The organism is Aeromonas salmonicida subsp. salmonicida (assembly GCF_001643305.1).
In the GTDB taxonomy this organism is placed as follows: domain Bacteria; phylum Pseudomonadota; class Gammaproteobacteria; order Enterobacterales; family Aeromonadaceae; genus Aeromonas; species Aeromonas salmonicida.
The window spans coordinates 21619-46353 of record NZ_LSGW01000086.1 but is presented as its reverse complement, the minus strand read 5'-3'; the positions used below and the strand labels follow the sequence as shown (position 1 = coordinate 46353).

Here is a 24735-nt window from a genome sequence, read left to right as displayed (position 1 = left end):
GATCGGCCGGAATATGCAACCGGGCGGCATCCTGATGGTGATCATCGCCATCTCCATCCTCGGCCTCATCTTCGACCCGAAAGTGACCTGGCAGGGTTTCTTCGCCATGCCGAGCCTGACCGGCGAGAAAGGCTCTCTGGTTGGCAGCATGGATCTGCTGGGCGCCCTCAACCCAGTGGTCATCCCCACAGTGCTGGCGCTGGTGATGACTGCCGTGTTTGACGCCACCGGCACCATACGTGCCGTGGCCGGTCAGGCGGGCCTTATCAACGAGCGTGGACACATCATCAGCGGCGGCAAGGCCCTGACTGCCGACTCCGTCAGCAGCATGGTCGCTGGCGTGGTGGGTGGAGCTCCGGCTGCCGTCTACATCGAGTCTGCCGCAGGCACCGCGGCCGGTGGCAAGACCGGCCTGACCGCAGCCCTGGTCGGCGTGCTGTTCCTGATGATGATCTTTCTCTCGCCGCTGAGCTATCTGGTACCAGCCTACGCCACCGCACCGGCCCTGATGTACGTCGGCCTGCTGATGCTGGGCAACGTCACCAAGCTGGACTTCAGCGATTCGGTCGATGCCCTCGCCGGCATGCTGTGCGCCGTATTTATCGTGCTGACCTGCAACATCGTCACCGGCATCATGCTGGGCTTCGTGGCGCTGGTCGTCGGTCGCCTGTTTGCCGCCGAGTGGAAGAAGCTGAACGTCGGCACCGTCATCATCGCCGTGGCACTGGTAGTCTTCTATGCCGGTGGCTGGGCCATCTAACCCGTCCACTTATTCCGGTTGTAGCGAAGGGCCCTGCGGGGCCCCTTTTCATGGCTGTGATGCCGCTAACAGTTTCTCGCCCGTTTGCCTCTCGCTGTTTCAGATTGAAACGCCAATGACCTTTCTCCTGTTTCAAATCCGAACCGAACCGGCCGTCATTTTTATCCCGATTTATCCCGTTAGACTGGCCTCATCAACCATTTGCCCACCCGAGCGGTGGCAAGCCAAGGAGTGAGCCATGAAGAAACTGATCAATGCCGTCGATGCCGTGGTCCGTGAACAACTGATGGGAATGGCCGCCGCCCACCCCGAGCTCAAGGTACGTATCGAACCCCACTACATCACCCGCGCCGACTCCCCTGTGATGGGCAAGGTAGCGCTGGTCTCCGGCGGTGGCAGCGGCCACGAGCCGATGCACGGCGGTCTGGTGGGCAAGGGGATGCTGGATGGCGCCTGCCCCGGCGAGATTTTTACCTCGCCGACTCCGGATCAGATGTACGAGTGCGGTCAGGCCGTTGATGGCGGCGCGGGCGTGCTGTTTTTGGTGAAGAACTACACCGGCGACGTGCTCAACTTCGAGACCGCGGTCGAGCTGCTGCACGGCGATGGCGTCAAGGTCGGCTTCTCGCTGATCGATGACGACGTGGCGGTGAAAGACAGCCTCTATACCGCCGGTCGTCGTGGCGTCGCCACCACAGTGCTGTGCGAAAAACTGGTGGGTGCCGCAGCCGAAGCGGGCTATGACCTGGCCCATTGCGAGGCACTGGCCCGTCGCATCAACAACCAGAGCCGCACCATAGGCGTCGCCATGCACGCCTGTACCGTGCCTGCCGCCGGCAAGCCCTCCTTCACTCTGGCGGACAACGAGATGGAGTTTGGCGTGGGCATCCACGGCGAACCCGGTATAGCGCGCCGCCCCTTCACCGACCTCAATACCCTAGTGGATGACATGTTCAGCGAGCTGGCGGACAACACCCCCTATGGCCGCACCCTGCGCCACTGGGACAGAGCCTCCGGCAGCTGGCAGGAAGAGCACACCTTCATCGAACCGCTCAACCGGGGCGATCGTGTCATAGCCCTGGTCAACAGCCTGGGCGGCACCCCGATTTCAGAGCTGTATGGCGTCTATGGTCGCCTCGCGGCCCTGTGCGAAGAGGCGGGCATCCATCTGGTGCGCAACCTGATAGGTCCCTACTGCACCGCCCTCGACATGACAGGTATCTCCATCACATTGCTCAAGGTGGACGACGAGCTGATGACCCTGTGGGATGCCCCCGTTCACACCCCCGCCCTGCGTCGCGGCTGCTAAGGAGCCCTTACTCTCATGCTAAGCAAACATCACATCGTCAATTGGCTGCTCGACTGCGAACACATCTTCACCGAGCAGCGTGACTACCTCACTGCGCTGGATACCGACATCGGCGATGGCGACCACGGTCTCAACATGCAGCGCGGCTTTACCAAGGTGGCCGAGAAGCTGCCTGCGGTGGCAGGCAAGGATATCGGCCAGGTGCTGAAAACCACCGGCATGACCCTGCTCTCCTCGGTCGGCGGCGCCAGCGGCCCGCTCTACGGCACCTTCTTCATTCGAGCGGCGGCCAGTACGGACGCCTGCCAAAGCCTGAGCCTGAGTCAGCTTGGCAAAATGCTGAGCGACGGAGTCGAGGGCATTGTTTCTCGCGGCCGCGCCGAGCCGGGCGACAAGACAATGTGCGACGCCTGGTGGCCGGCACTGGCCGCCCTGCAACAGGCGCAGCAGCAAGAGCTGTCGCTCAATGATGCGCTGGACAAGGCGGTGGCAGCCGCCGCGGCCGGTACCGAGGCCACCATACAGATGCAGGCCCGCAAGGGACGCGCCAGCTATCTCGGCGAGCGCAGCATAGGCCATCAGGATGCCGGTGCGACCTCGACCCTGCTGCTGCTGACCGCCCTGCGTGACAGAGCGAGGTTGTGACATGATCGGAATCGTAGTTGTCTCTCACAGCGCCATGCTGGCGGCCGGATTGAAAGCGCTTGCCGACCAACTGGGCAGCCCGGCCAAACTGCTGCTGGCGGCCGGGGTCGATGACCCCGACCACCCCATCGGCACAGATGCCATCGCTGTGATGAGTGCGATAGAAGAAGCGGACGACGGCAGTGGCGTGCTGGTGCTGATGGACTTGGGCAGCGCCCTTTTGAGCGCCGAAACCGCCCTCGAACTGTTGCCCTCTGAGTTAAGCGCCCGGGTGCGGCTCTGCCCGGCCCCGCTGGTCGAGGGCACCCTTGCTGCCGTGGTGGCGGCAGGTTCAGGTATGAGCCTCGACGAGGTGGCCGCAGAGGCGCTCGGCGCCCTGGGGCCCAAGCAAGCCATGTTGCCTGCCACAGCTGCACAGGTTGCCACTGAGACGGCACCGGCAGCCGACGAGGGCTGGCTGCGCTGCGAGGTGGTGGTGGATAACCCCCACGGCCTGCATGTGCGCCCCGCCGCCCGACTGGTGGCCGCCCTCAAGCCCTTTGCCGCTGAACTCCGGCTGCAAAAGGGGGATAAAGAGGCCAATCCCCGCAGCCTGACCCGGCTCACCATGCTCAACGTACGTCAGGGAGACAGACTCACCCTGCTGGCACAGGGAGAAGATGCCGAGGCTGCCCTGACCTGCTTCCAGCAGCTGGCCGACGAGCGTTTCGGCGACTGACGCCGCACGCCAACCCGTTTCCAAGTGCGGCACCGACCGAATGGGCCAGCTGCCGCGCCACTGTAATGCAAGTAAAGACGAAGGACTCCCCGGCACAGCCGCCCCTTCGCCCCTGTTAGTTTCAAAAGAAGTCTTATGAACTAGAGAGAGGGATAGAATATGGATCGCATCATCATCAGCCCCAGCAAATATGTGCAAGGCAACGGGGCCCTCGCCAATATCGGCAACTACGTCAAGGCACTCGGTGCCAAGCCGCTCATTCTGGCCGATGCCTTCGTCACCAAGCTGGTTGGCGACACGGTTGCCACCAGCTTCCACGGCGTGGGCATCAAGCCCGAGTTCGACTGCTTCAACGGCGAATGCTCCCGCCCCGAGATCGACCGCCTGCTGGTCCGCTGCAACCAGACGCCGTTCGACGTCATCATCGGCATAGGTGGCGGCAAGACGCTCGATACCGCCAAGTCGGTCGCCTTCTACCAGAAGGTGCCAGTGGTCATAGTGCCGACCATCGCCTCCACAGATGCGCCAACCAGTGCGCTGGCGGTCATCTACACCCCACAAGGGCAATTCAGCGAATATCTGATGATCCCGACCAACCCCAACATGGTCATCATGGATACCGGCGTCGTCTCCCGGGCCCCGGTGCGGCTGCTGGTCTCCGGCATGGGGGATGCGCTCTCCACCTACTTCGAGGCGCGGGCCAACAAGGTCTCCGGTTGCCAGACCATGGCCGGTGGTGCCTCTACCCTGGCGGCCCAGGCCATCGCCGAGCTCTGTTACAAGACACTGCTGGCCGATGGCTACAAGGCCAAGCTGGCGGTGGAGCAGGGGCTCTGCACCAAGGCGGTGGAGAACATCATAGAGGCCAACACCTATCTGAGTGGTATCGGCTTCGAGAGCAGCGGCCTGGCCGCCGCCCACGCCATCCACAATGGCCTGACCCAGCTCGCCGAGTGTCACCACCTCTACCATGGTGAAAAAGTAGCGTTCGGTACGCTAGTGCAGCTGGTGCTGGAGAACGCGCCCATGGCGGAGATCGAGACAGTGCTGGCCTTCTGCCGCTCGATCGGCCTGCCGACCAACCTGCATATGATGGGGGTCAAGGAGCTGGACATGGCGCGCCTGATGGAAGTGGCCAAGGCATCTACTGCCGAAGGTGAGACCATCCATAACATGCCGTTCAAGGTCACCGCCGAGGATGTGCTGGCGGCCATCGTCACCGCCCACCAGCTGGGGCTGTAACCGCGCCACTGCTGACCTTGCCATATAAAACGGCCCCGCAACTGCGGGGCCTTTTCATTTTCGCGGGCCGGTTGGTGACGGCTCGGGTTGCCGTCAGCCGTGATAGTCGGCGGGATCGATACCCAGCAGTTTCAGCCGCCGCCAGAGGGTGGTGCGACTGATGCCAAGATGCTGGGCCATCTGGCTCACCTGTCCCTTGCAGGCGTGGGCGCAGCGCAAAATGGCCTGCCGCTCCAGCTCGGCCAGGGTGAGCAGCGGTTGCCCCACCACCTCATTCGCCACCAGCTGATAGCCGTGACGAATGGCGGCGGGCAGCGCCTCCGGCGGGATCCGCCCCTGACCGGCATGGAGCAGGGCATGCTCGACCGCGCTGCGCAGCTCCCCCAGATTGCCGGGCCAAGGATAGGCGAGCAGACAATCGAGGGCCGCCGGACTGAACTGGCGCACCGGCTCGCGCCCCTGCGCCCCTAGTTGCTGGCTGATCAGACCCGGTAGATCCGCCGCGCGTTCCCGCAGCCCCGGCAGCCACAGCTCGCACGCCTGCAGCGCATAGAGCAGCTGGCGGCCAAACAGCCCCTCCTGCACCAGTTGCTCCAGCGGGGCGCTGCTGGTGGCGATGATCCGCACCTTGAGCGGCAGGATGCGGGCCGAATCGAAACGCTGGATACGGCCGGTCTTGAGCAGTTGCAGCAGCGCTGCCTGCATGGGGGCAGAGAGGCACTCCACCTGCTCCAGCACTAACGTGCCGCCGTGGGCCAGCTCGAACTTGCCTGCCCGCTCCTGCCCCGCTTCGTCAGAGCCCATCAGCTCCAACGCCATCCGCTCGCTCGGCAGCGCCTGACAGTTGAGGGTAATGAGGGGCCCAGCGGCCTGTTCGCTGCCAAAGTGGATCGCCTCCGCCAGCTGGGCCTTGCCCACCTCATCCTCGCCGCGCAGCAGGATGGGGCCAGTGCTCTGGGCCGCCTGCCGGGCATAGCGCAGCAGCTTGCGCATGGCACTCGATTCGCCCACCAGGGCGGAGAGTTCGGGCACCGTCTGGCGCAGATGGTGAATGGCCCGCAGCCGGTCAACCGGATGCAGCAGGGCGATAAAGCTGACCCCCTCCGGCCCCGGCAGCGGCTTGAGGCTTATCAGCGCATTGATGAACTCACCCTCCTGAGCGCCGAGCCGCTCCAGCGTTACCTCCACATGACTGAGCGGTGTCTGCCCCTTGATGGCGAGCTGCAACCTCTGTGGCAACAGCAGGTGCTGCTCCAGCGGCTGGCCGAGGCAGAGCGCGGGATCGAGCCGCAGCCGACTGGCCGCCAGCCCGTTGAGGTAGCGCAGTCGGCCCTGGGGATCCCAGGCCAGCACGCCGTCATCCATGCCATCGAGCAGGGCGTAGAGCTCGCTCAGGTGGTGCTGGGACTCCTGCATCAGAGTCTCCATCTGCAGCAGATGGGCCAGCTCGCGCCCGGCGCTGACGGTGAGCGCCAGATCGCCAGCGCTCGCCTCCTCCACCTTGCAGATCAGGGCGATGATGGCGACCTGACGGCCATTGCTGTTGTAGACCGGACTGGCGCAACTGTGCCAGGGGTGCAGGGTCTGGTTGAAGTGCTGGGGGCCGCTGACGCAGAGCGGCACTCCTTCCAGCGCCGCCAGATTGATGGCATTGGTGCCGATGCGCCCCTCGCTGAAAAAGGCGCCGGGGCCAAACCCGAGCGCTGCCAGCTCCGCCAGCGTGCCGGGGTGGCCGGTGCGGGCCAGCACACAACCGCTCTCGTCGGTAAGCAGCAGGGCGCAGGGGCGCCGCTCCATAAATTCGTAGAGATCTTCGAGGGCCATCTCGCCGGTGGTGAGCAAGTCCCGCTTGCGCTGACGCAGGCTCTGCAAGGTTTGCCCCTTGGCGCTGTGGGGCGGATGCCAGAGGGTGGCGCTGGTCTGGTGGGCGCAGCGCAGCCAGGAGGCCTGCAGATAGTCAGGCCAGGGCTGCAGTGGCTGAAGGTCAGATGGCATGGTCACAGCAATATCCGGCAAGATGTGAGCAGACCATTTAACCACGCCAGCGAGCCCGATTCAGTGACCTGCCTCAGAGGCTGGGTAATGCCATTCAGGTCATTGGAAACAGAAGAGCCGCCCGATGGGCGGCTCTTTGTATCAGCTAATTATTGCCAAACCTTCACTCCGCCTTTGGCGGGGCAAGCAGCGGCTCTGCTGCGGCTTGTTCATCTTCTCTCACCCAGGCATCCAGCAGGGTGTAACCCACCGCCAGCACGACCGGGCCGATGAAGAGACCGATAATTCCCATGGTCAGCAAGCCGCCGATAACCCCCACCAGTATCAGGATGAGCGGCAAATCCGCCCCTCGTTTGATGAGGAATGGACGCAGTATGTTGTCCATGGTGCCCGCAAACAGTGACCATACCAGCAGGAAGGTGCCCCAGGTGGTGTCACCGCTCCAGTAGAGATAACCGATACAGGCCAGCAATACAGGGAAGGGGCCGATCTGGGCCACGATCAGCAGGAACATCACCACCACCAGCACCATGGTGTAGGGGATGCCTGCAATCAGCAGGCCGATACCGGCCACGGATGATTGCACCAGAGCGGTCACCACGACGCCCATGGCCACGGCGCGGATCGCCTGGGAGGCGAGCACTGTGGCATTGTCACCGCGCTCGCCAGCAAGGCGGTGGGCGAAGCGGCGAATGCCGGTCGCCACCATCTCACCCGAGTGATATAGCACGCCGCAGATCCCGACTGTCAGCAGGAAGTGCACGAACAGCAAGCCCAGATTGCCTGCCTGGGAGGCGAGCCAGCGGGCTGTCTGACCGAAGTAGGGGGCCAGCTTGGTAAACAGTACCTGGCCGCCGCTCGCCAGGATCTGCTGCCAGAACTCATACAGCTTGGTGCCCACCAGAGGGATCTGTTGCAGCCAGAGCAGCTCGGGGGGCGGTGAGTGGCTGATGGTGGTGCCCAGCTCGATCAGCATGGGGGCTTGCTCCGCCACATTGGCCAGTGCCATGAACAGCGGAATAACAAACATCAGCAGCAGTACCAGCGTCATGAAGAGGGCTGCCAGCATGCGCTTGCCCCACAGCAGGCGCTGTACCATCCGCATCAGTGGCCAGGTGGCTATGGTGATCATGGTGGCCCACACCAGCGCAGGCAGGAAGGGGCGCAGCACCATGAAGCACGAGATGATGAGAATGCTGAGAAACAGCACCCCCAGCGTGATCTTGGCTAAATCCACTTTTTTCATATTCATAACAATCCCTTGTCGGAGCCGGAGCCCCTGGGTAACGGGTCAGAGTTCATGAGTGAGAGTATCCACCAGAGGCCGGCGCTCAACCAGAGCCCCAGGCAACAATAGAGTAGCCACTGGCCCAGAAGAGTGAGTCCTGAGCTGGTCAGCCAGCCTTGCAGCGACCACAGCAGCGCCCCGAGGGGCAGGCCACCGAGCAGGGTAACCGTCAGCATTCGCAAGTATTGTGTCCGTGCGCGCGCCAAGGGTAGCAGCATGCCGAGCATCAGACCCAGGCTGAACATGGCAAGACCAGCCAGGGCAGAGGATTGGCTCCACCAGGCGGCCAGTGCGCAGGCAAAGGTCAGACAGCTCCAGCTCGGTAGCTTTGCTGAAATACCGGATAATCCGGCGTGAATTGCCAGCATCAGCGCGCCCAGCAGCAGTCCTGCCGCCACGTCCGAGAAGAAATGAACGCCGAGCCAGACCCGGGCCAACCCTGTCGTGGCAGCCAGCAAGAGTGCCAACGCTGCGCTGCGCCAGGGATTGGCCGGCCAGCACAGCCTGAGCAGCACGCCCCAGAACAGCAGCGCCGAGGCAGCATGGCCGCTTGGCATGCCAAAGCCCTGTGCACTCTGTTGTGCCAGTGCAGGATCGAGGTGGAAGGGCCTAGGCCAGCCGATACCCTCCTTGACCACGAGCACCATCAGGGCAAGGGTCAGCATGGCCAGCAACAGCTGACGCAGGCGAGGCCAGCCCAGCAGCGGCAGCAGCAAAGGTAACAGGGCAAGCTGAAACGCGGCTGAACCAAACAGATTGCTGGCATCAAGCCAGAGCACGTCAGTACCGAGCCAGCTCTGCAACTGCCGGATCAGCGGGAGCTCTGCCCGGTGCAACTCGTTGCCGTCGGTACTGAAGTCGTGCTGCCACAACACAGGGCTGTCGGGAATGTCGGCCAATCTGGGCGCCAACCAGTCGAGCTGCGCCGGGAAGCGGCGTTGTGCATGTGGCAACTGTGACGGATCGATCAGCCTGGCATTGAGTATTTCCCCGCCGAGGTTGGGGGCCTGCAACAGTGAGACGAAACCCGAGCCTGCTTGTACCCTGATGGGTTGCAGGGCCTGGCAGGCGAACAGGACAGCTCCCTGCCATTGTCCCAATTCACCACTGATCCGGCTTCGCAACCCGGTCTCTTCAAACAGCTCGCGCTGCGCGGCTTGTTGCGGGGTCTCGCCTGCATCTATGTAGCCCCCGGCCAGGCTGTAGCGGGAGGAGACTCTGTCCTGCACCAGCAGCAGTTGTTGCTGATGCTTGACCACGCAGACGGCGGCGGTGGGATCGGCTGAGGCTGGTTGCACCAGCAGCAGGGCACAAAGCAGTAAAAAACAGTAGCGAAACATGGCGCCTGAACTGTGGGTGTGGATGAGCACAAGGGTCACAGAAATCAGATAGTTGGGCAATGATTTCCTGTCTGGATGCCAGCTAATGGCGGGATTGGCACCCGGCAGCAAGGCGAGGAAGGATTGCCGTGGGGTGAGGCAGTCCCTAGTATTGGCAGCTATGTTATTTTCATGCAGCAAACCTTGGGACCTTCCATGAAACAGTTTGGTTTTTTTCTGGGCATTGCAATCGGTGTCATCCTGATACTGTTTGGCAGCATCGTTATCTTTCAGGCCTTGCCTGCCGCACTGGATGTGCTGGAGATGCCGAGCCGAATCCCGTTCGTGCGTGAGGTCTACACCTGGCTGATGACCAGTGCCAGCGGCCTGACCGGCCAGCTCGAACAGAACTTCCTGGAAGCATTCCAGACTGTGCTCAAGCTGATCCTGCTCATCACCTTCATGTGGGTCTGCGTCAAGCTGGTCAACATGGGGGTGCTGATCATCCGGGCCGGGGTGGATCTCATCCGCACCGCCATCGAGCACAGCGAAAGCACCCAGGCCAAGAAGTCCGAACACGACAGCCACTTCCAGTAACAGTGCGTTGCAATGAAACAGGCCACCTTCGGGTGGCCTGTTTGCATCTGTCTTCATTCAATCAGGGGCAGGTGATCCGCTGGCGGGGATTGCACCACATCCTGATAGCGGGCGATCAGCCGCTTGAACGCCTCCCCCTGTCTGACCTTGTCCAGCGCCTGTTGCAGGCGAGCGACCTGCTGCTTGTCGGCCGCCGGATTGAACGCGAAGCAGTTGTCCTGCTCTGCCAGGGTCGCGACGGTGACGAAGGTATCAGGTGGAAAACCCAGCTGTTTGGCTTGATGAAACAGCATCACCTCGTTGCCCGCCACCAGATCGGTGCGGGCCATGATGAGCTGGCGTACCACCTGATCCATCCGCTCCACCGACATCAGGTTGGCGGGGCTGATGCCCCGATTGAGCAGCAGTTGTTCCCCTACATCGGCCTGCATGACACCAATCTGCAATTTGGTCAGGTCGGCCTTGTTGCTGACGTTGGGGGCATCCCGTTTGCGGCCCACCAAGGAGACCCGGGAGTGGCTGATGGGACAAACCCAGAGGAAGTGAGGATCCCGCGCCAGCGTATGTGCCGTGGTGAACAACACTGCATCCGGTTGCTGGGTCAGCAGGTACCAGGCCTTGGCCCAGGGCATGAAGTGAATGGGTTGCTCCGGTTCCCCCATCTCCTGCCACATCAGCCTCAGCAGTTCGACCGCCAACCCTGTGCTGTTGCCCTGTTCATCCTGGCCGTTGAACGGCATGTTCTGCTCGGAATAGTAGGTGAATGCGGAGGCGGGCAGTGCTGCTCCGAGACAGCAGCAAATGATGAGGCTGAGCAGACGTGACATGACGGCACTCCTTGCGAAAAATTATCTTTTCCAGTTTAGGGGGCTATGTCGAGAAGTTCATGGTTTCTGCTGCTAGGGGGTGATTCGCAGCACAATTCGGAAGAGAGGGAGGGAAAACAGGCCATCGTATGATGGCCTGTCGGGATTATTTGAGCAGCGCTTCCATCTCTGCTTCGGCGGCTGCGCGCGCCTGTTCGCTCTGTCGCCGAGCCGCGTCGGCCTTGGCTGCCGCATCAAGGGTGGCCTTGCTGCTGCTCACAGCCTGCTTGGTGGATTCGGCGACGGCTTTAGTGGCCTGCTGCTGCGCCGAGGCGGTGGCGCTGCTGACGGCTTGCTCGGCGGGTTCGGCCACGGCCTTGTTGGCCTGCTGTTGCGCCGAGGTGGTGGCGCTGCTGATGGCTTGCTTGGCGGGTTCGGCCACGGCCTTGTTGGCCTGCTGCTGCGCCGAGGCGGTGGCGCTGCTGACGGCTTGTTTGGCGGGTTCGGCGACGGCTTTAGTGGCCTGCTGTTGCGCCGAGGTGGTAGCGCTGCTGACGGCTTGTTTGGCGGGTTCGGCGACGGCCTTGTTGGCCTGCTGCTGCGCCGTGGTGGTAGTGCTGCTGACCACCTGCTTGGTGGATTCGGCGACGGCCTTGTTGGCTTGCTGCTGCGCTGTGGCGGTGGCGCTGCTGACGACTTGTTTGGTGGTATCGGCGACGGCCTTGTTGGCTTGCTGCTGCGCCGACGCGGTAGCACTGTCCACCACCTGCTTGGTGGTATCCGCCATGGTCTTGCTGGCGCCTTGCTGTATTGAACCCAGCACATTGCCGAGTACAGAGGTGGTCGCTGCGGCCCCTGTCAGTACCTTGTTGGTATCGGTCAGAGCAGTGTTGGCACTGGATAGCGCGGTCGCAGCCGGTTTGGCTTGAGCCTGCCAGCCCTGCATCTCGGTTGGCCAGCTCGGTGTCGCTGCCGCCAGATTTTCGCCAAATACCTGAGGAGTTCCATCCCCCTTGAGCAGCATGACGGACATCTGGTTGGTTTGTGAGTTCCACACCATGCCAGCCTGCTTGGCTACATCCGGCATGGGGGCATAGCGGGAGACCACGTAGAACAGCGGGCCTTCCTGCTGCAGCTCGTTGGCTGTCTTGAGCAGTTGCATGGTGCTGTCGTAGTTGGGGCCCAGAATACTGGTCATCCGATCCTTGATGATGGGTTGTTCGAACAGATTGGCTTCGTTGGGATCGAAGCCCACCAGGGGTTTGAGCAGCGCCCACATCAGCTGGCTGGTCGGGCTCATCATCAACAGGGGGGCAACGCAGGCGGATAACATCAGGCTCAGGCAGGCCGCCTGGAGCAACGGCATGATACGCATTGGGATAATATCCAAATAACGATTTGATAAATAAGGTTATATTTGTCGATGGCTGACAAATCTACCGGGTTTTTCCTGCGCCGGTTTTGACGGGCACGGGCAGGCGCTGGCAGGCTATCATACTGGGTCGGGAATGCCAGCCAGCGCTGGGCTTATTAATCAAGTTTGCGCCTGTTATGGTCGCCCGATACTGGTATCGTGCAAGGAGTGATGTCATGAATCGAATCAAGGGTGGGACGACTTGCCTGTTGCTGGCCATGTTGGGGACGAGCGGCGTGGCAGCCGAACCGGTCAAGGTGACGCGGGCAGAGGTCGGGACCGAGTGGGTGTTGCCGTTGGGATCTCTGCCGGAACGGATTTGCTGGTATCAGGATCAGAAATATTCGCTGGGTGCCCGAATTCAACAGGGGAATCGCTGGCTGGAGTGTGGCCCGCAAAACGAGCAGGAGACCAATGGCCCACTGGCCTGGCGTTTGCCGCCTCAGGTGACGCCTGTGACCAGGGCACCGTCGGATAGGGAGACAATTAGCCTGGGCCAGTGAGGCTTTTCTTGATCCAGCTAAAGACATGGACGTGATCTCTATCGCATAATGCGGCTCTTTCCTTCTCTTGGCTGGGACCTAAGAAATGGCTCGTCGCTCTTCCAATACTCAACGTCGTCGCAGTAACTGGTGGTATAAACGCCTGTTGGTACGGGAACGGGCAGAGCGCGAAGCGCGTTCCGTTCGGGATTGATATAGCATTGAAAACGGAGCCTGGGGCTCCGTTTTTTTATTGCCGTTTCTGCTGCAAGACTCGACGTGCCGTGGGCTCAGAATTTATCCCGTGTACTGGGGTTGAAAGAAGGGGGCCCGCCGGCCCCCGTTCTTTTATTGCATCCTGGTCGCTTAGCGTTGCAGCGCAGCCAGTGCCAGCTCCACCCGCTTGGCGTACTCGGGGTCGGCCTGCTCAAGATGCCGGAGCTGGGCGACGACGATGGCGTCATCCTCCACGTTGATGAGGGAACGTGCCATATTGGCGGCGAGGCGCGAGCGCTGCCCCTCATCCATGATGCGGAACAGCTTGCCCGGCTGGCTGTAGTAATCGCTGTCGTAGTCACGGAAGTCGTAGTGCAGGGCAGCCCCTTCCAGACTCAAGGCCGGTTCGTGCTGCTCGCTCGGCTGCTGGGTGCCAAAGCGGTTCGGCTGATAGTTGGGACTGGCGCCGCCATTGCTGTCGCTGCGCATGGCGCCATCACGATGGGCACCGTGGCGGAATGGGCAGCGCGGGGCGTTGACCGGCAGCAGGCCGTGGTTGACCCCGAGGCGATAGCGCTGGGTGTCGCCGTAGGAGAAGAGCCGTCCCTGCAGCATGCGATCCGGCGAGAAGCCGATGCCGGGCACCACGTTGGCTGGGGTGAACGCAGCCTGCTCCACGTGGGCGAAGTAGTTGTCCGGGTTCTGGTTGAGCTCCAGCACGCCTACCGGGATTAGCGGATAGTCGCTGTGCGGCCACACCTTGGTGAGGTCGAACGGGTGGATCCGGTAGCTCTGGGCATCGGCCTCCGGCATCACCTGCACATAGACCTTCCAGCGCGGGAAGTCGCCCCGCTCAATGGCATTGAACAGATCGGTCTGGCTGGTCTCTCTATCCTGACCGACGACATTGGCCGCCTCTTCATCTGTGTAGAAGCTGTGACCCTGCTCGGTCTTGAAGTGGAATTTGACCCAGAAGCGTTCGTTGGCGTCGTTGATAAAGCTGAAGGTGTGGCTGCCGTAGCCGTTCATCTCCCGCAGACTCTTGGGAATGCCGCGATCGCTGAACAGTATGGTGACCTGATGCAGGGATTCGGGATGGCGTGACCAGAAGTCCCAGGCGGCGGTGGCACTGCGCAGGTTGGTGCGCGGATCCCGCTTCTGGGTGTGGATGAAATCGGGGAATTTCAGCGGTTCGCGGATGAAAAAGACCGGGGTGTTGTTGCCCACCAGATCCCAGTTGCCCTGCTCTGTGTAGAACTTGAGGGCGAAGCCGCGTACGTCCCGCTCGGCATCGGCAGCCCCCTTCTCACCGGCTACGGTGGAGAAGCGCAGGAAGACCGGGGTCTGCTTGCCGATGGCGTTGAACAGGTCGGCCTTGCTGAACGCGCTGATGTCGTGGGTCACGGTAAAGGTGCCGTAGGCGCCCGAGCCTTTGGCGTGAACCACCCGCTCGGGAATGCGCTCGCGGTCGAAGTGGGCGAGTTTCTCCATCAACCAGATATCTTGCATCAGCACGGGGCCGCGGGGACCGGCAGTAAGGCTGTTGTTGTTGTCGACGACTGGGGCGCCGTTGGCACTGTGCAGTGTATTGTCAGTCATGAATGTCTCTCCTTGTTGATAGGGGTCAGCCTACGGATCCCGCTCCTCATGGGCCAATGGGCCTTTCCTAGCCCTTTGATAGGTATCGCAAATGGGTATTGTGGGGGGATGACCCGGCACTGGTGATGGGGCATGATGAAAGTCAGCCAAAGGAGCCCTATATGCAGATTTCCGTCCGTCATGCCGAACCCACCGATGCCCCCGCTTTGCGGGATCTCTATGCCATGCCTCATGCTCAGGCCGGTACTCTGCAACTGCCTTATCCAGCGTTGGGGGTCTGGCAGCAGCGGCTGGAAAACAGCGGTGTGGTGGCGCTGGTAGCGGAGGTGGATGGTCTGCTGGTGGGCCAGATCTCATTGCATATGGAGCCCAATCCCAGGCGCAAGCATGTGGCCTGTATCGGTATGGGTGTGCGAGATGACTGGGCAGGAAAGGGCATAGGTTCGGCCCTGCTGGGAGCCGTGCTGGAAATGGCCGACAACTGGCTCAATCTGCGGCGCATCGAGCTTACCGTCTACAGCGACAACGATGCTGCGCTGGCGCTCTATCGCAAGTTCGGGTTCGAACAGGAGGGGCTGGCTCGCGGTTATGCGTTTCGCCAGGGCGAGTATGTGGATACGCTCTACATGGCCAGGATCCGCCCGTGATCGACTACCGTCGCAGACTCATCCCAGTACTGCGAGCGCTGGAGCAGGATCCGGATCTCTCCATCGAGGCGCTGGTGGATCGGGCCTGCCTCTCCCTCTATCATTTTCACCGGGTGTTCACCGCAGTGGCGGGCGAGGCGCCGGGGGAGATGTGTCGGCGCCTGCGCATGCAGCGGGCTGCCTGGCAGCTCTGTTACACGAACGCCAGCGTCACTACCATAGCGCTGGGCGCCGGGTTGGCCAGCTCCCAGGCGTTTGCCAAGGCATTTCGGCGTCACTACGGCTGTACGCCGGGGGCGTTTCGCCGGGACAAGAGCAAGAATGGACACCTGTTGAGCAAGGATGGACACGCCAGTGACCGGCTGCTCCCTTATGCTGAAGACCACTCATCAGCAAGGAGCAACACCATGAAAACTATCGAGATGGATGCCCGCACCCTGGCCTATATTCGCGTCACCGGCCCCTATGGCGAAGGGTATGACCCTGTCTGTGGTCAACTGCACCAGTGGGCGAGTGCGCGGGGTCTGGCGCAGGGGGAGTGGATTTTCATCTACCACGACAACCCGGAAGTCACGCCGCCGGCCCAGTGCCGCACCGACATAGGTGTGACAGTGCCGGCAGGCACGGTCGGGGCAGGGGAGGTCGAGATCCAGCTTATTCCCGCCGGTCGCTACGCCCAGTCCCGCTACCTCATCACGGACCGCAGTCAGTACGGGCCGCGTTGGCAGGAGCATGTGGGCGATATAGTCGCCGCCGGGTTGGCGTTCGGTGACGGGCCCTGTTTCGAGCTATACCACAGCGTGAGCAATGACCCCTTGCGTGACGACGTCAGCTTCTGCTCCAGCGTTCAACGCTGAAGGGACAGGGGCCGAGTACAGCAAAACGCAATATTGTGGGTGCAACAACGAGTGCAACAAAAAGAGGAGCCGATATGGCTCCTCTTTTTGACTTCGTTCTGTGCCATGCCGCTCGCGCCGCGCCGTTAGCCCTGCTTCGGCAGGCGATCCTTGCGCGATTTCCACCACCAGCGCAGGCGCACCTGAGAGATGAGCATGCCTGCCAGCATAAGGGCGCAGCCGACGATAGCCCGCTCATCGAGGATTTCGCCAAGCAGCAGCACACCGCCGATGGCGGCGAATACCGTCTCCAGACTGAGGATGATGGCTGCGTGGGCAGGATGGGCTCCGCGCTGACCCACCACCTGCAATGTGTAGCCGACCCCGACCGACACCAGACCGGCGTAAAGCAGCGCCTGCCACCCTGCCACGGCACCGCTGATAGTCGGCATCTCTATGGTGAAGGCGACGGCGAGACTGAGCAGGCCACAGACCAGGAACTGCACACTCGCCAACCGGATCGGCGCGACCCGACTCGAATAGTGATCCAGTACCAGCAGGTGAATGGCCCAGAACAGGGCGCCCGCGACTTGCAGCAGATCGCCATAGCCTATGGTGAAGTCCTCGGTCACGCTGAGGTAATAGAGCCCCGCCATGGCGATGAGGGCGCCGACCCAGGTATTGGTCCCTGTCTTGTGACGCAGGGCCAGCCCGATCACCGGCACCAGTATGATGTAGAGACCCGTTATGAAACCCGCTTTGGCAGCCGTGGTATAGAGCAGCCCCACCTGTTGCAGGGAGGCGGCACTGAACAGCACGGCTCCGGCGAGCAGGCCCCCGGTCAGCAGCAGGCGACGATCTTCGGACTGACCCGAGGGCTGGCGAGACTTGAGCCACCACAGCAGTGGCAGCAGGGAGGCGGCGCCGAGCAGGAAGCGCAGGCCATTGAAGGTGTAAGGCCCCATGTGATCCATCCCCAGGCGCTGGGCGACGAAGCCCAGCCCCCAGATGGCGGCGGCCATCAATAACATCATGTTCGAACGCATACGGATTCATCCCTGAGAAAGTGGCTCACGGCGCCAGCCACCAAGATAACCGTCTGCGGGGGGATTTGTCTTTAGCGGCTCGCGAGTTTGGCTCGCCAGGGCTGGCTTATGTGAAGAGAGAACGACTACGCAGGAGCCGTATCGCATCAGCTATTCGCAAGGCTGGCCAGCAGAGGGATCAGGGCGAGCAGCAACAGATTGCCGCGCAGGATCCAGATCACCCAGAACTGCTGCTGGATGGAGACCATGGGGGCCCGGCCATGACGCAGGGAGCGGCGCCAGCGATAGAAGAGGCGGCTGGGGTAGCCGAAACTGATGGCCATCAGGAAAAACAGCAGCAGCTTGGTGCGATAGCCGGGGTTGGCAAGCAGTATTGCGGGTTGGTCCGGGTGAGCGAGCACTTGCAAGACACCCGTGATGAAGATGAGTAGCAGGGCCAGTGCTGCCAGACCGTCGGCCAGCAACAGCTTGCGTACCTGCTCGATGGACATGCCGCGCCGGAACAGGAAATACTCGGAAGTGATCGCCCCTGTCAGGGTGATCACGGCGCAATAGTGCAGCGCCATCAGCAGGTCCGGGTTCAGCATCCGTGACAGATCCTTCTGATTAATAACATAGTGAGCTTCCTTTTGGACGCCATCGGGTCGGGCTGATATTCTGACATTACATCATGTCTGGTGGTAGCAGGAGTCCTGTTTGGGCAAGCGTGTCGTCTCCAAAAAAACCTGGTCTCTGGTTGCCAGAATGCGGCTGGGTTTACTGCTGCTGTTCATTCCCGTTTTGATGCTGGGCGGCATCTACTATCTGCACATGGAACGCAGCCTGCAAAACGAGTTGCAGCAGCGTCTGCTCGCCACCAATCACCAGCTGCGCCACGTCTTTATCGAGCCCTATCTCCACGAGATGGAACGACAGTTTACGCTGATCTATGACCAGGTGAAGGTGGACGATATCAGCGGCCCCCGCCTGCACAACACAGAGTCCTACCTGAAGGCCTGGCAGCTTTACAAGGGAGTCATGGCTGACCTGATCTACATCTATGTCGGCACGGCCGAGCGCCAGATGCTGATCTACCCCGAATGGCAGGCAGATGCCCAGTTCGATCCCAGGGTTCGGCCCTGGTATCAGCTGGCCAGCCAGCATGTGGGCGAAATGGTCTGGACCGAGCCCTACTACGACTACATCAATGGCAATCTGGTCATAGCGCTGGCACGGGCCCTGACTGACCAGAGTGGCAAGGTGCAGGGGGTCTTTGCGGTCGATGCCATTCTGGCGCCTTTCTCGGCCCAGCTGAACCGGCAGGCTGACAATGGTTACCAGATGATCGTCAACCAGTCAGGCAAGGTGCTGGTACACCCGGATCCCGCCCGGTTGCTCAAGCCCATGGACCATCCTCAATGGCTTTCCCGTTTCAATCGGGAGGACGGCATCTTTCTGGACAAGGATTCCCAGCTGTTTGTGGCTTACAGCAAGTTGCCGGAGCGGAACTGGGTGCTCATCAGCGTGCAACCCGCGGCCAGTGTTCAGGCGGTGGTCGACAGGGTCTCTCTCAACGTATTGCTGATGGTGGCGCTGGCCTGCGTGCTCTATGTGATGCTGGCGCTGGTGTGGTCCCGCTATTTTCGCCGCATGCTCAATGAGATTTCCTCCATGATCCGGGCCAGCCGGACCCAACCCGACGATGTGCCCCAGGGGGGAATGCAGGAGCTCAAGCATGTCTATGCCGAGCTGGCCGAGGCGGGCAAGGATTATCACGAGGCCCGCCAGCAGGCCAATCTGGACAAGCTGACCGGTCTCTACAACCGTCGTTTCTTCGACGAGCGTTTGAATCGCCTGCTGATTGAGCGCCAGCCCTTCTGTCTGGCCATGCTCGATCTCGATAACTTCAAGCTGGTCAACGACACCTATGGCCACCAGACCGGGGATGTAGTGCTCAAGCGGGTGGCACAGCTGGGTATGCAACTGCTGGGGGACCACGGTTGGGTCTGCCGTTACGGCGGGGAAGAGCTGGTGGTGCTGATGGCGAATCCGGATATCCACTTCTGCCAGATGTTGCTGGAGCAGTTTCGCAAGGGGGTGGAGTCACTGGATTGGCGTGAACCCGGCCTCAAGATCACCTTCAGTGGCGGGCTGGTGGCCAGCGGCGAGATAGCGCATGGCAAGACCTTGTTGGCGGTGGCCGACGCCGAGGTCTATCACGCCAAGCGCGATGGCAAGAACCGCATCTATCTGGGCAGCCTGCACGAAACTGTCGCCGAGAAGGGGATCCCGCCCAACGACAGCGTGTTGAGCAACGAAGAGGCCTGAGGGCCTCTTCTTCATTCAGCAGGCCAGTTGCCAGTCATTCAGCAGGCGAGTTGCCAGTCGAGGGTGGGCCAGTCGTGTTCGGCGGCGACTTGCCGCAGGCCGGGGGCCGGATTGACCGCATGGGGGTGGGCCACGGCCTTCAGCAGCGGCAGATCGTTGTGGGAATCGCTGTACCCAAAGCTCTCCTGCCAGGGGGCTGCGTCTGTGGCAAACAGCTGGTTGATGCGTACTACCTTGCCCTCCTGAAAACTCAGTGTGCCGCGGGTCTGGCCGGTCAGCCGACCCTCCTCTTCATCCAGCAGTATGGCGACGCAGTGATCCATCCCCAGCATCTGCGCCATGGGCGCCACCAGATGCTCGCCAGAGGCCGAGATCAGCACCAGCGTGTCGCCACGCTGACGATGCCACTCGATGCGTGCCAGTCCTTGGGGGTAGATCCGCTCCCGCAACACCTGCTCGGCGAAGTGGTGGCACTGCTGGCCGAGCCACTGGCGTGATTTGCCCACCAGGGGTTGCAGGGTGAACGCCATGTACTCCTGCATATCCATCTTGCCCTGATGGTAGAGGGACATCATGGCCTGCTCCTCGGCGATCATGCCCGCCGGGGCCAGCTCCTGAGCCACCATGTACTCCAGCCAGAGGCTGGCGGAATCCCCGGCAATCAGGGTCTCGTCCAAATCAAACAGTGCCAGCGCCATGCCTGCTCCTAGCTATCCATAACTGTGATGATTGACGGGCGGCATGTTGGCCGCTCGCCGATATAAATGGGGAGTAATCCATCGCTTATGCTACCTCACACAGCTGATCCCGGGCCACCGCCAGGGTGACGGCCGTGCCCACCGGCAACAGGTCACGGGCCGAGCGATTGAGGGTATCCACCGTCAAGAGCCCCGCTTCGCACTCCACCTGATAGCGGATGATGTTGCCGAGCAACTGCTGCTGGCGAATGACGCCGGGCAGGCAGGGATCGAGGCTCTGCGCACCCGCTGGCAGCAGGGTGATGGACTCGGGTCGTAGCGCCAGGGTGCCGCGAAAACGAGGACCGAACAGTGACTTGGCCTGCTCGGGGGCCAGCAGGTTGTAGTGGCCGATAAAGCTCGCCACAAACTCGCTGGCGGGACGGGTGTAGATCTCTTCCGGCGTGCCGCTCTGGACGATGGATCCCTTGTTCATCAGGAATACCCGATCCGACATGGTCAGCGCCTCTTCCTGATCGTGGGTGACGAAGATGGTGGTGAGCTCGAGCCGCTGCTGGATCTCGCGGATCTGCAATCGCAGGCTGCGGCGGATGCGGGCATCCAGCGCAGAGAGGGGTTCATCCAACAGCAGGATCCGCGGCCGTACCACCAGGGCCCGGGCGAGGGCGACCCGCTGGCGCTGGCCGCCGGAGAGCTCGCCCGGATAGCGGCGCTCGAAGCCATCCAGCTCCACCAGGCTGAGGGCCTCCTGCACGCTGGCGGCCAGCTCCCGTCCCGGCTGGGGCTTCATTTTGAGGCCGAAGGCCACGTTGTCCCACACCGTCATGTTGGGGAACAGGGCATAGCTCTGGAACACCATGCCGATGCCACGCTTCTGGGGCGCCTGCCAGGTGATGTCCTCACCGGCCACCCGTACCTGACCGCCATCGACCGGCGTCAGCCCGGCCAGCGCCCGCAGCAGGGTGGATTTGCCGCAGCCGGAGGGGCCGAGCAGGGTCACCAACTCCCCCTTGCGGATGCCGAATTCGATCCCTTCGAAGACCTTGGTCTCGCCGTAGGATTTGTGCAGTTGGCTTACTTCTAGATGGAACATATGGGATCACCGATGGAATCTGTTCGCCGCCCAGGTGAGCAGCAGGGTCAGCAGGAAGTAGCTCATCACCAGCGCGCTGGTGAAGTGGCCCGAGGTGGCGCGCATGTTGTAGAGATAGACCTGCAGGGTTTCGTAACGGGTGCCCACCAGCATGTTGGCAAACACGAACTCACCAAGCAGGAAGGAGAGGGAGAGAAACAGCGCCGCCAGCAGCCCCTTGCGCAGATTTGGCAGCACCACCAGGGCGAAGGCGCGTGTACTGCTCGCCCCCAGCAGGTGGGCGGCATCCATCAGATCTCTGAGCGGCACGCCCTGCAAGCTGTTGGCCATGGCCCGATACATGAAGGGGAGCACCACTGTGAACCAGGTGCCCACCAGGATCCAGGGCGTGCCGATAATCGGCAGCGGGCCGTCGGCGTAGATCTGCAGCAACCCCACCGAGGAGACCACGGGCGGCACTGCAAAGGGGAGCAGGATCAGCAGGTTCATCCAGGGATCCAGCTTGGGGAAGTAGTAGGCCACCACCAGCACGGTCGGGACCAGCACCAGCGTGCCCAGCAGCAGGGTGGCGAAACAGACAAACAGGCTGCGGCCGAAGGCAGCCAGGAAGCGCGGGTCCCCCCACAGTTGCAGATACCACTCCAGCGTGAAGCCGTCCGGCAGCAGAGTCGCCCCCCAGCGGGTGGAGAGGGAGTAGAGCAGGGTCGCCAGCAGTGGCAGCAGCAGAGTTGCCACCAGGATGCTCAGCACCCAGCGCGGCCAGCTTGGTTGGAGTTCACTCATGGGAATTTCCCTTCGCATGGTAGCTGCGCTTGAGCAGCCATTGATTTGCCGCCGTCACCACGCCCAGCAGCACCATCAGGATCACCGCCAGCGCCGCCGCCAGATTGGGTTCGAGGAAGATGTCGCCGGAGACCAGACTGGCCACCCGTATGGTCACCAGGTTGAAGTTGCCCGTGGTGAGGGCATAGGCCGAGGCATAGGCTCCTACCGCATTGGCAAACAGTATGATGAGAGTACCGAGCAGTGCCGGCGTCAGCACCGGCAGCGCCACGTGCCACACATACTGCCTCTTGCTGGCCCCCAGCAGGGCGGCGGCCTGGGGCCAGTCATCCTGCAGTGCATCGAACGCCGGGTAGAGCAGCAGCAGGGCGAGGGGGATCTGGAAATAGGTGTAGATGAGGATGAGACCAGCCCCTGAGTAGAGGTTGAAACCGTCGATCCAGCCCCAGGATTTGAGCAGCAGTGTGATGGCGCCGTTGATGCCGAGAATGATGATGAAGGCGAACGCCAGCGGCACACCGCTGAAGTTGCTGGTCATGGTGACAAACGCCAGCAGGGCTCGCTTGACCCGCTCACCGCTCTGGCGCAGTGCCGCTGCCCCCAGGGTGCCGATGGCAAGCCCTGCCAGGCTGGCGATACCGGCGATGCGCAGCGAATTGGTGAAGGATTGCAGGTAGAAGGGGGAGCTCAGGATCTCCCGGTAATGATCCAGGCCCCAGCCATCCGGGGTTTGAAAGCTGCCCACCAGTACCCACACCATGGGGGCGAGCTGGAACAGTATCATCAAGAGGAAAAACGGCAGCAGTACCAGCGCAGGCAGCCAGTGGCGACGGGCTTGACGCGGGATCACTACTTGATCCGGCAGGATCCTTGTGGCGGCAGAGATCATCAGTGCACCTCGCGCAGGCAGGCAGCCTTGAGCAGCGGCAGGCCGCTAGGCTTGTCATGGGCAACGCCAAGCAAGTCGGCCATCAGGCCGCAGAGCTGGGTTTGTTGCAAGGCAGGTCCGGCAGGCCACTGAGCCACAAAGGCATCGCCAAACAGCCAGAGCGGCACAGTGCGCTCCTCGGGCAAGGTGCCGCCGTGGCTCAAGTCGTTGTTCATGCCGTGATCCGAGGTCACCAGTACCTGGTAGCCTTCCCCCAGCCACTGGGGCAGCAGATCGGCCAGCAGGCTGTCCATGCGGCGCGCCTGGTTGCGGTACTGGCACGAGTCGAGACCAAACTGGTGGCCCGCGTCGTCCACTCCCATGGGGTGGATCAGCAGAAAATCGGGGTCATGCTGGGTTCTGAGCCACTCGCCATCCATCAGCAGATGGCTGTCGGGGTAGCTGTCATCCCAGTAGAAGCAGCCGTGCTGGATAGGCAGCTGTTCGTCATGGGTATAGCGATCCCGCAGCGCCAGCCAGGGGCTGTGGTTGTAAAGTTCGCTCACCCAGTAATAGGCGGCTGCTGCCGTGCGTTTGCCGCCGGCTCGGGCGAGATGGAAGATGGATTCATGCTGGCTCAAGCGACTGACACCGTTGTGGGTGATGCCGCTGGCCACTGGCGGTATGCCGGTCAGGATGCACTCGTAGAGCGGCCGGGAGAGGGAGGGCAGGGCACAGCTCAGGGTCGTATACAAGCCGCGCTGTGCCTCCACCATGCCTGTGAGGTAGCCCATTGTGTGGGCTACCTCGGCAGACAGGCCATCCACAAGTACCACTATCACCTTGTGTTGCACGGGATTCCCTTACTGCATGTTGATCATGACGGTTTCCTGCCACTGGCGCGGCAGGGCCTTGGAGCTCTGCTCCCAGGCTGCATGATCCTGCACCGGTTTGGCATTGGCATACTGCTCGGCAGGCAACAGCTTGGCTTTCACGTCATCCGGCAATACCACATTGCTGCGGATGGGACGGGCGTAGCCACGGGCCAGGTTGATTTGACCTGCGTCTGAGAGGATGTATTCCCGCGCCAGCTTGGCGGCGTTGGGGTTCTTGGCCCACTTGTTGATGATGGTGGTGTAGCCGGCGATGACGGAGCCGTCGCTCGGGATAACCACATCAAACTTCTTGGGGTCTATCTTGTCGCGGTAGTTCAGTGCGTTGAAGTCCCACAGCACACCCACTTCTACTTCACCCTTCTCGATATTGGCGATGGAAGGGTCATTCAGGGAGAGGCGCCCCTGTTTGGCCAGCTGGCCGAACAGCTCCAGCGCAGGTTTGAGGTTCTTCTCGCTGCCGCCGGTGGCATAGGCTGCCGCCAGCACGCCGTTGTTGGCCTGGGAAGCGACGCCCACATCACCCAGGGTCACCTTGTAGTCACCGCCGAGCAGGGATTGCCAGCTGGTGGGGGCGGCCTTGACCAGGTCCTTGTTGATCAGGAAGGCGATGGTGCCGGTATAGGCCAGCATCCAGTGACCGTCCGCATCCTTGGCCCAGTTTGGAATGTCTGCCCAGGTGGAGGGTTTGTAAGGCTGGGTAACCCCCTGCTTGACCGCGACCGGACCGAAGGCACCGCCCACGTCACCTATGTCGGCGGTGGCATTGACCTTCTCGGCGGCAAACTTGGCGATCTCCTGGGCCGAGCTCATGTCGGTATCCTGATGCTTGATGCCGTAGATATTGCCCAACTGCTGCCAGGTGTCCTTCCAGTTGGCCCAGCTGTCGGGCATGCCGATGCTGTGGAGCTGGCCTTCGCCGCGGGCGGCCTTCTCAAGATCCGCGATATTTTCGGCGGCAAAAAGTGGTTGGCTGATGGCCACCAGGGCCAGTGCACTTGCGATCACGCTTTTCATCATCCCATCCCTCTGGACTAGGTCAGTTAAGGTTCGAGAGGGATGCTAGAGGGGGAATATGACGGTGGCGGGGCGTTTTGATGGCAGTTTGATGACAATTGGGCTGTCACGGCACTGTCATCCAGACGGGTTACAACTCAGGGCCAATAGACGCTGG

The 24735-nt window shown here is 61.9% G+C and carries 24 protein-coding genes; 10 read left to right on the top strand and 14 right to left on the bottom strand.

Annotated features, from left to right (window positions below):
* From AXW79_RS16430 to AXW79_RS16410, 5 genes are all read left to right on the top strand, one after another.
* The coding region (locus tag AXW79_RS16430) for an NCS2 family permease (protein WP_043151270.1) at positions 1 to 760 on the top strand (760 nt) is incomplete at its 5' end.
* A 238-nt stretch (positions 761 to 998) separates the two neighbouring features.
* Positions 999 to 2069, top strand: a complete 1071-nt coding sequence (gene dhaK / locus AXW79_RS16425; RefSeq protein WP_005316680.1) for a dihydroxyacetone kinase subunit DhaK — start codon at positions 999 to 1001, stop codon at positions 2067 to 2069.
* Between the two features lie 15 nt (positions 2070 to 2084).
* Positions 2085 to 2714 (top strand): dihydroxyacetone kinase subunit DhaL, encoded by a 630-nt coding sequence (gene dhaL, locus AXW79_RS16420; protein ID WP_005316677.1) that lies wholly within the window; start codon positions 2085 to 2087, stop codon positions 2712 to 2714.
* A 1-nt stretch (position 2715) separates the two neighbouring features.
* Positions 2716 to 3432 carry a dihydroxyacetone kinase phosphoryl donor subunit DhaM gene (gene dhaM / locus AXW79_RS16415; protein ID WP_005316674.1) on the top strand — a complete coding sequence of 239 codons (717 nt, stop codon included), beginning with the start codon at positions 2716 to 2718 and terminating at the stop codon, positions 3430 to 3432.
* Positions 3433 to 3591: 159 nt separating this feature from the next.
* Positions 3592 to 4674 (top strand): glycerol dehydrogenase, encoded by a 1083-nt coding sequence (locus AXW79_RS16410; protein ID WP_005316671.1) that lies wholly within the window; start codon positions 3592 to 3594, stop codon positions 4672 to 4674.
* 93 nt (positions 4675 to 4767) lie between these two features.
* Here the strand turns inward: AXW79_RS16410 and dhaR are convergent, their stop codons facing one another.
* The 3 genes from dhaR to AXW79_RS16395 form a co-directional block, all read right to left on the bottom strand.
* Positions 4768 to 6669, bottom strand: a complete 1902-nt coding sequence (gene dhaR / locus AXW79_RS16405; protein ID WP_011899202.1) for a dihydroxyacetone kinase operon transcriptional regulator DhaR — start codon at positions 6667 to 6669, stop codon at positions 4768 to 4770.
* Positions 6670 to 6832: 163 nt separating this feature from the next.
* Positions 6833 to 7921, bottom strand: a complete 1089-nt coding sequence (gene ydiK, locus AXW79_RS16400; RefSeq protein WP_005316664.1) for an AI-2E family transporter YdiK — start codon at positions 7919 to 7921, stop codon at positions 6833 to 6835.
* A complete protein-coding gene (locus AXW79_RS16395) occupies positions 7918 to 9297 on the bottom strand; it encodes a bifunctional NUDIX hydrolase/phosphatase PAP2 family protein (RefSeq protein ID WP_011899201.1) in 1380 nt (459 codons plus the stop codon). The genes ydiK and AXW79_RS16395 overlap by 4 nt, the downstream gene beginning before the upstream one ends.
* 195 nt (positions 9298 to 9492) lie before the next feature.
* On the opposite strand from AXW79_RS16395, the gene AXW79_RS16390 reads away from it, so the two are divergent.
* Complete coding sequence (locus AXW79_RS16390; RefSeq protein WP_005316659.1) at positions 9493 to 9873, top strand: hypothetical protein; 381 nt, start codon at positions 9493 to 9495, stop codon at positions 9871 to 9873.
* Between the two features lie 53 nt (positions 9874 to 9926).
* Here the strand turns inward: AXW79_RS16390 and AXW79_RS16385 are convergent, their stop codons facing one another.
* Both AXW79_RS16385 and AXW79_RS16380 read right to left on the bottom strand, forming a co-directional pair.
* Positions 9927 to 10700, bottom strand: a complete 774-nt coding sequence (locus AXW79_RS16385; protein WP_005316656.1) for a substrate-binding periplasmic protein — start codon at positions 10698 to 10700, stop codon at positions 9927 to 9929.
* Between the two features lie 145 nt (positions 10701 to 10845).
* The gene (locus AXW79_RS16380) at positions 10846 to 12054 is read right to left on the bottom strand and encodes a hypothetical protein (RefSeq protein WP_005316655.1); all 1209 of its coding nucleotides are present in this window, start codon (positions 12052 to 12054) and stop codon (positions 10846 to 10848) included.
* A gap of 215 nt (positions 12055 to 12269) precedes the next feature.
* Between AXW79_RS16380 and AXW79_RS16375 the strand changes: the two genes are divergently transcribed.
* Positions 12270 to 12596 carry a YnjH family protein gene (locus AXW79_RS16375; protein WP_005316654.1) on the top strand — a complete coding sequence of 109 codons (327 nt, stop codon included), beginning with the start codon at positions 12270 to 12272 and terminating at the stop codon, positions 12594 to 12596.
* A 345-nt stretch (positions 12597 to 12941) separates the two neighbouring features.
* On the opposite strand, the gene AXW79_RS16370 is transcribed toward AXW79_RS16375, so the two are convergent.
* Positions 12942 to 14390 (bottom strand): catalase, encoded by a 1449-nt coding sequence (locus tag AXW79_RS16370; protein WP_005316653.1) that lies wholly within the window; start codon positions 14388 to 14390, stop codon positions 12942 to 12944.
* A gap of 161 nt (positions 14391 to 14551) precedes the next feature.
* Here AXW79_RS16370 and AXW79_RS16365 point away from each other — a divergent pair, with 161 nt between their 5' ends.
* Entirely contained in the window at positions 14552 to 15037 is a 486-nt protein-coding gene (locus tag AXW79_RS16365) for a GNAT family N-acetyltransferase (RefSeq protein ID WP_005316650.1), read from the top strand.
* Complete coding sequence (locus AXW79_RS16360) at positions 15034 to 15894, top strand: AraC family transcriptional regulator (RefSeq protein WP_005316647.1); 861 nt, start codon at positions 15034 to 15036, stop codon at positions 15892 to 15894. The genes AXW79_RS16365 and AXW79_RS16360 overlap by 4 nt, the downstream gene beginning before the upstream one ends.
* 125 nt (positions 15895 to 16019) lie before the next feature.
* Here the strand turns inward: AXW79_RS16360 and AXW79_RS16355 are convergent, their stop codons facing one another.
* Together AXW79_RS16355 and AXW79_RS16350 are read right to left on the bottom strand one after the other, a co-directional pair.
* Positions 16020 to 16919 carry a DMT family transporter gene (locus tag AXW79_RS16355; protein ID WP_005316644.1) on the bottom strand — a complete coding sequence of 300 codons (900 nt, stop codon included), beginning with the start codon at positions 16917 to 16919 and terminating at the stop codon, positions 16020 to 16022.
* Between the two features lie 146 nt (positions 16920 to 17065).
* Positions 17066 to 17506 (bottom strand): DUF2214 family protein, encoded by a 441-nt coding sequence (locus tag AXW79_RS16350; protein WP_005316642.1) that lies wholly within the window; start codon positions 17504 to 17506, stop codon positions 17066 to 17068.
* A gap of 109 nt (positions 17507 to 17615) precedes the next feature.
* On the opposite strand from AXW79_RS16350, the gene AXW79_RS16345 reads away from it, so the two are divergent.
* Positions 17616 to 19226: a sensor domain-containing diguanylate cyclase gene (locus tag AXW79_RS16345; RefSeq protein WP_005316639.1), complete on the top strand. Its 1611-nt coding sequence runs from the start codon at positions 17616 to 17618 to the stop codon at positions 19224 to 19226.
* 38 nt (positions 19227 to 19264) lie between these two features.
* On the opposite strand, the gene AXW79_RS16340 is transcribed toward AXW79_RS16345, so the two are convergent.
* From AXW79_RS16340 to AXW79_RS16315, 6 genes are all read right to left on the bottom strand, one after another.
* Entirely contained in the window at positions 19265 to 19924 is a 660-nt protein-coding gene (locus tag AXW79_RS16340) for an HAD family hydrolase (RefSeq protein WP_005316638.1), read from the bottom strand.
* Between the two features lie 85 nt (positions 19925 to 20009).
* Positions 20010 to 21017 carry an ABC transporter ATP-binding protein gene (locus AXW79_RS16335; protein WP_005316635.1) on the bottom strand — a complete coding sequence of 336 codons (1008 nt, stop codon included), beginning with the start codon at positions 21015 to 21017 and terminating at the stop codon, positions 20010 to 20012.
* 6 nt (positions 21018 to 21023) lie between these two features.
* Complete coding sequence (locus tag AXW79_RS16330; RefSeq protein WP_005316632.1) at positions 21024 to 21800, bottom strand: ABC transporter permease; 777 nt, start codon at positions 21798 to 21800, stop codon at positions 21024 to 21026.
* Entirely contained in the window at positions 21793 to 22689 is an 897-nt protein-coding gene (locus AXW79_RS16325) for an ABC transporter permease (RefSeq protein WP_005316629.1), read from the bottom strand. The genes AXW79_RS16330 and AXW79_RS16325 overlap by 8 nt, the downstream gene beginning before the upstream one ends.
* The gene (locus AXW79_RS16320) at positions 22689 to 23522 is read right to left on the bottom strand and encodes an alkaline phosphatase family protein (protein WP_005316627.1); all 834 of its coding nucleotides are present in this window, start codon (positions 23520 to 23522) and stop codon (positions 22689 to 22691) included. Before AXW79_RS16320 ends, AXW79_RS16325 begins: the two co-directional genes overlap by 1 nt.
* Positions 23523 to 23531: 9 nt before the next feature.
* Positions 23532 to 24578: an ABC transporter substrate-binding protein gene (locus AXW79_RS16315; protein ID WP_005316623.1), complete on the bottom strand. Its 1047-nt coding sequence runs from the start codon at positions 24576 to 24578 to the stop codon at positions 23532 to 23534.
* Positions 24579 to 24735 lie beyond the last annotated feature (157 nt).

Coding starts and splice junctions, on each gene's coding strand:
- AXW79_RS16315 (WP_005316623.1), bottom strand. CDS start 24,578: ATGAAAAGCGTGATCGCAAGTGCACTGGCCCTGGTGGCCATCAGCCAA.
- AXW79_RS16380 (WP_005316655.1), bottom strand. CDS start 12,054: ATGCGTATCATGCCGTTGCTCCAGGCGGCCTGCCTGAGCCTGATGTTA.
- AXW79_RS16370 (WP_005316653.1), bottom strand. CDS start 14,390: ATGACTGACAATACACTGCACAGTGCCAACGGCGCCCCAGTCGTCGAC.
- AXW79_RS16330 (WP_005316632.1), bottom strand. CDS start 21,800: ATGAGTGAACTCCAACCAAGCTGGCCGCGCTGGGTGCTGAGCATCCTG.
- AXW79_RS16390 (WP_005316659.1), top strand. CDS start 9,493: ATGAAACAGTTTGGTTTTTTTCTGGGCATTGCAATCGGTGTCATCCTG.
- AXW79_RS16355 (WP_005316644.1), bottom strand. CDS start 16,919: ATGCGTTCGAACATGATGTTATTGATGGCCGCCGCCATCTGGGGGCTG.
- AXW79_RS16335 (WP_005316635.1), bottom strand. CDS start 21,017: ATGTTCCATCTAGAAGTAAGCCAACTGCACAAATCCTACGGCGAGACC.
- dhaM (WP_005316674.1), top strand. CDS start 2,716: ATGATCGGAATCGTAGTTGTCTCTCACAGCGCCATGCTGGCGGCCGGA.
- dhaK (WP_005316680.1), top strand. CDS start 999: ATGAAGAAACTGATCAATGCCGTCGATGCCGTGGTCCGTGAACAACTG.
- AXW79_RS16340 (WP_005316638.1), bottom strand. CDS start 19,924: ATGGCGCTGGCACTGTTTGATTTGGACGAGACCCTGATTGCCGGGGAT.
- ydiK (WP_005316664.1), bottom strand. CDS start 7,921: ATGAATATGAAAAAAGTGGATTTAGCCAAGATCACGCTGGGGGTGCTG.
- AXW79_RS16350 (WP_005316642.1), bottom strand. CDS start 17,506: ATGCTGAACCCGGACCTGCTGATGGCGCTGCACTATTGCGCCGTGATC.
- AXW79_RS16395 (WP_011899201.1), bottom strand. CDS start 9,297: ATGTTTCGCTACTGTTTTTTACTGCTTTGTGCCCTGCTGCTGGTGCAA.
- AXW79_RS16325 (WP_005316629.1), bottom strand. CDS start 22,689: ATGATCTCTGCCGCCACAAGGATCCTGCCGGATCAAGTAGTGATCCCG.
- AXW79_RS16365 (WP_005316650.1), top strand. CDS start 14,552: ATGCAGATTTCCGTCCGTCATGCCGAACCCACCGATGCCCCCGCTTTG.
- AXW79_RS16375 (WP_005316654.1), top strand. CDS start 12,270: ATGAATCGAATCAAGGGTGGGACGACTTGCCTGTTGCTGGCCATGTTG.
- AXW79_RS16385 (WP_005316656.1), bottom strand. CDS start 10,700: ATGTCACGTCTGCTCAGCCTCATCATTTGCTGCTGTCTCGGAGCAGCA.
- AXW79_RS16410 (WP_005316671.1), top strand. CDS start 3,592: ATGGATCGCATCATCATCAGCCCCAGCAAATATGTGCAAGGCAACGGG.
- dhaL (WP_005316677.1), top strand. CDS start 2,085: ATGCTAAGCAAACATCACATCGTCAATTGGCTGCTCGACTGCGAACAC.
- dhaR (WP_011899202.1), bottom strand. CDS start 6,669: ATGCCATCTGACCTTCAGCCACTGCAGCCCTGGCCTGACTATCTGCAG.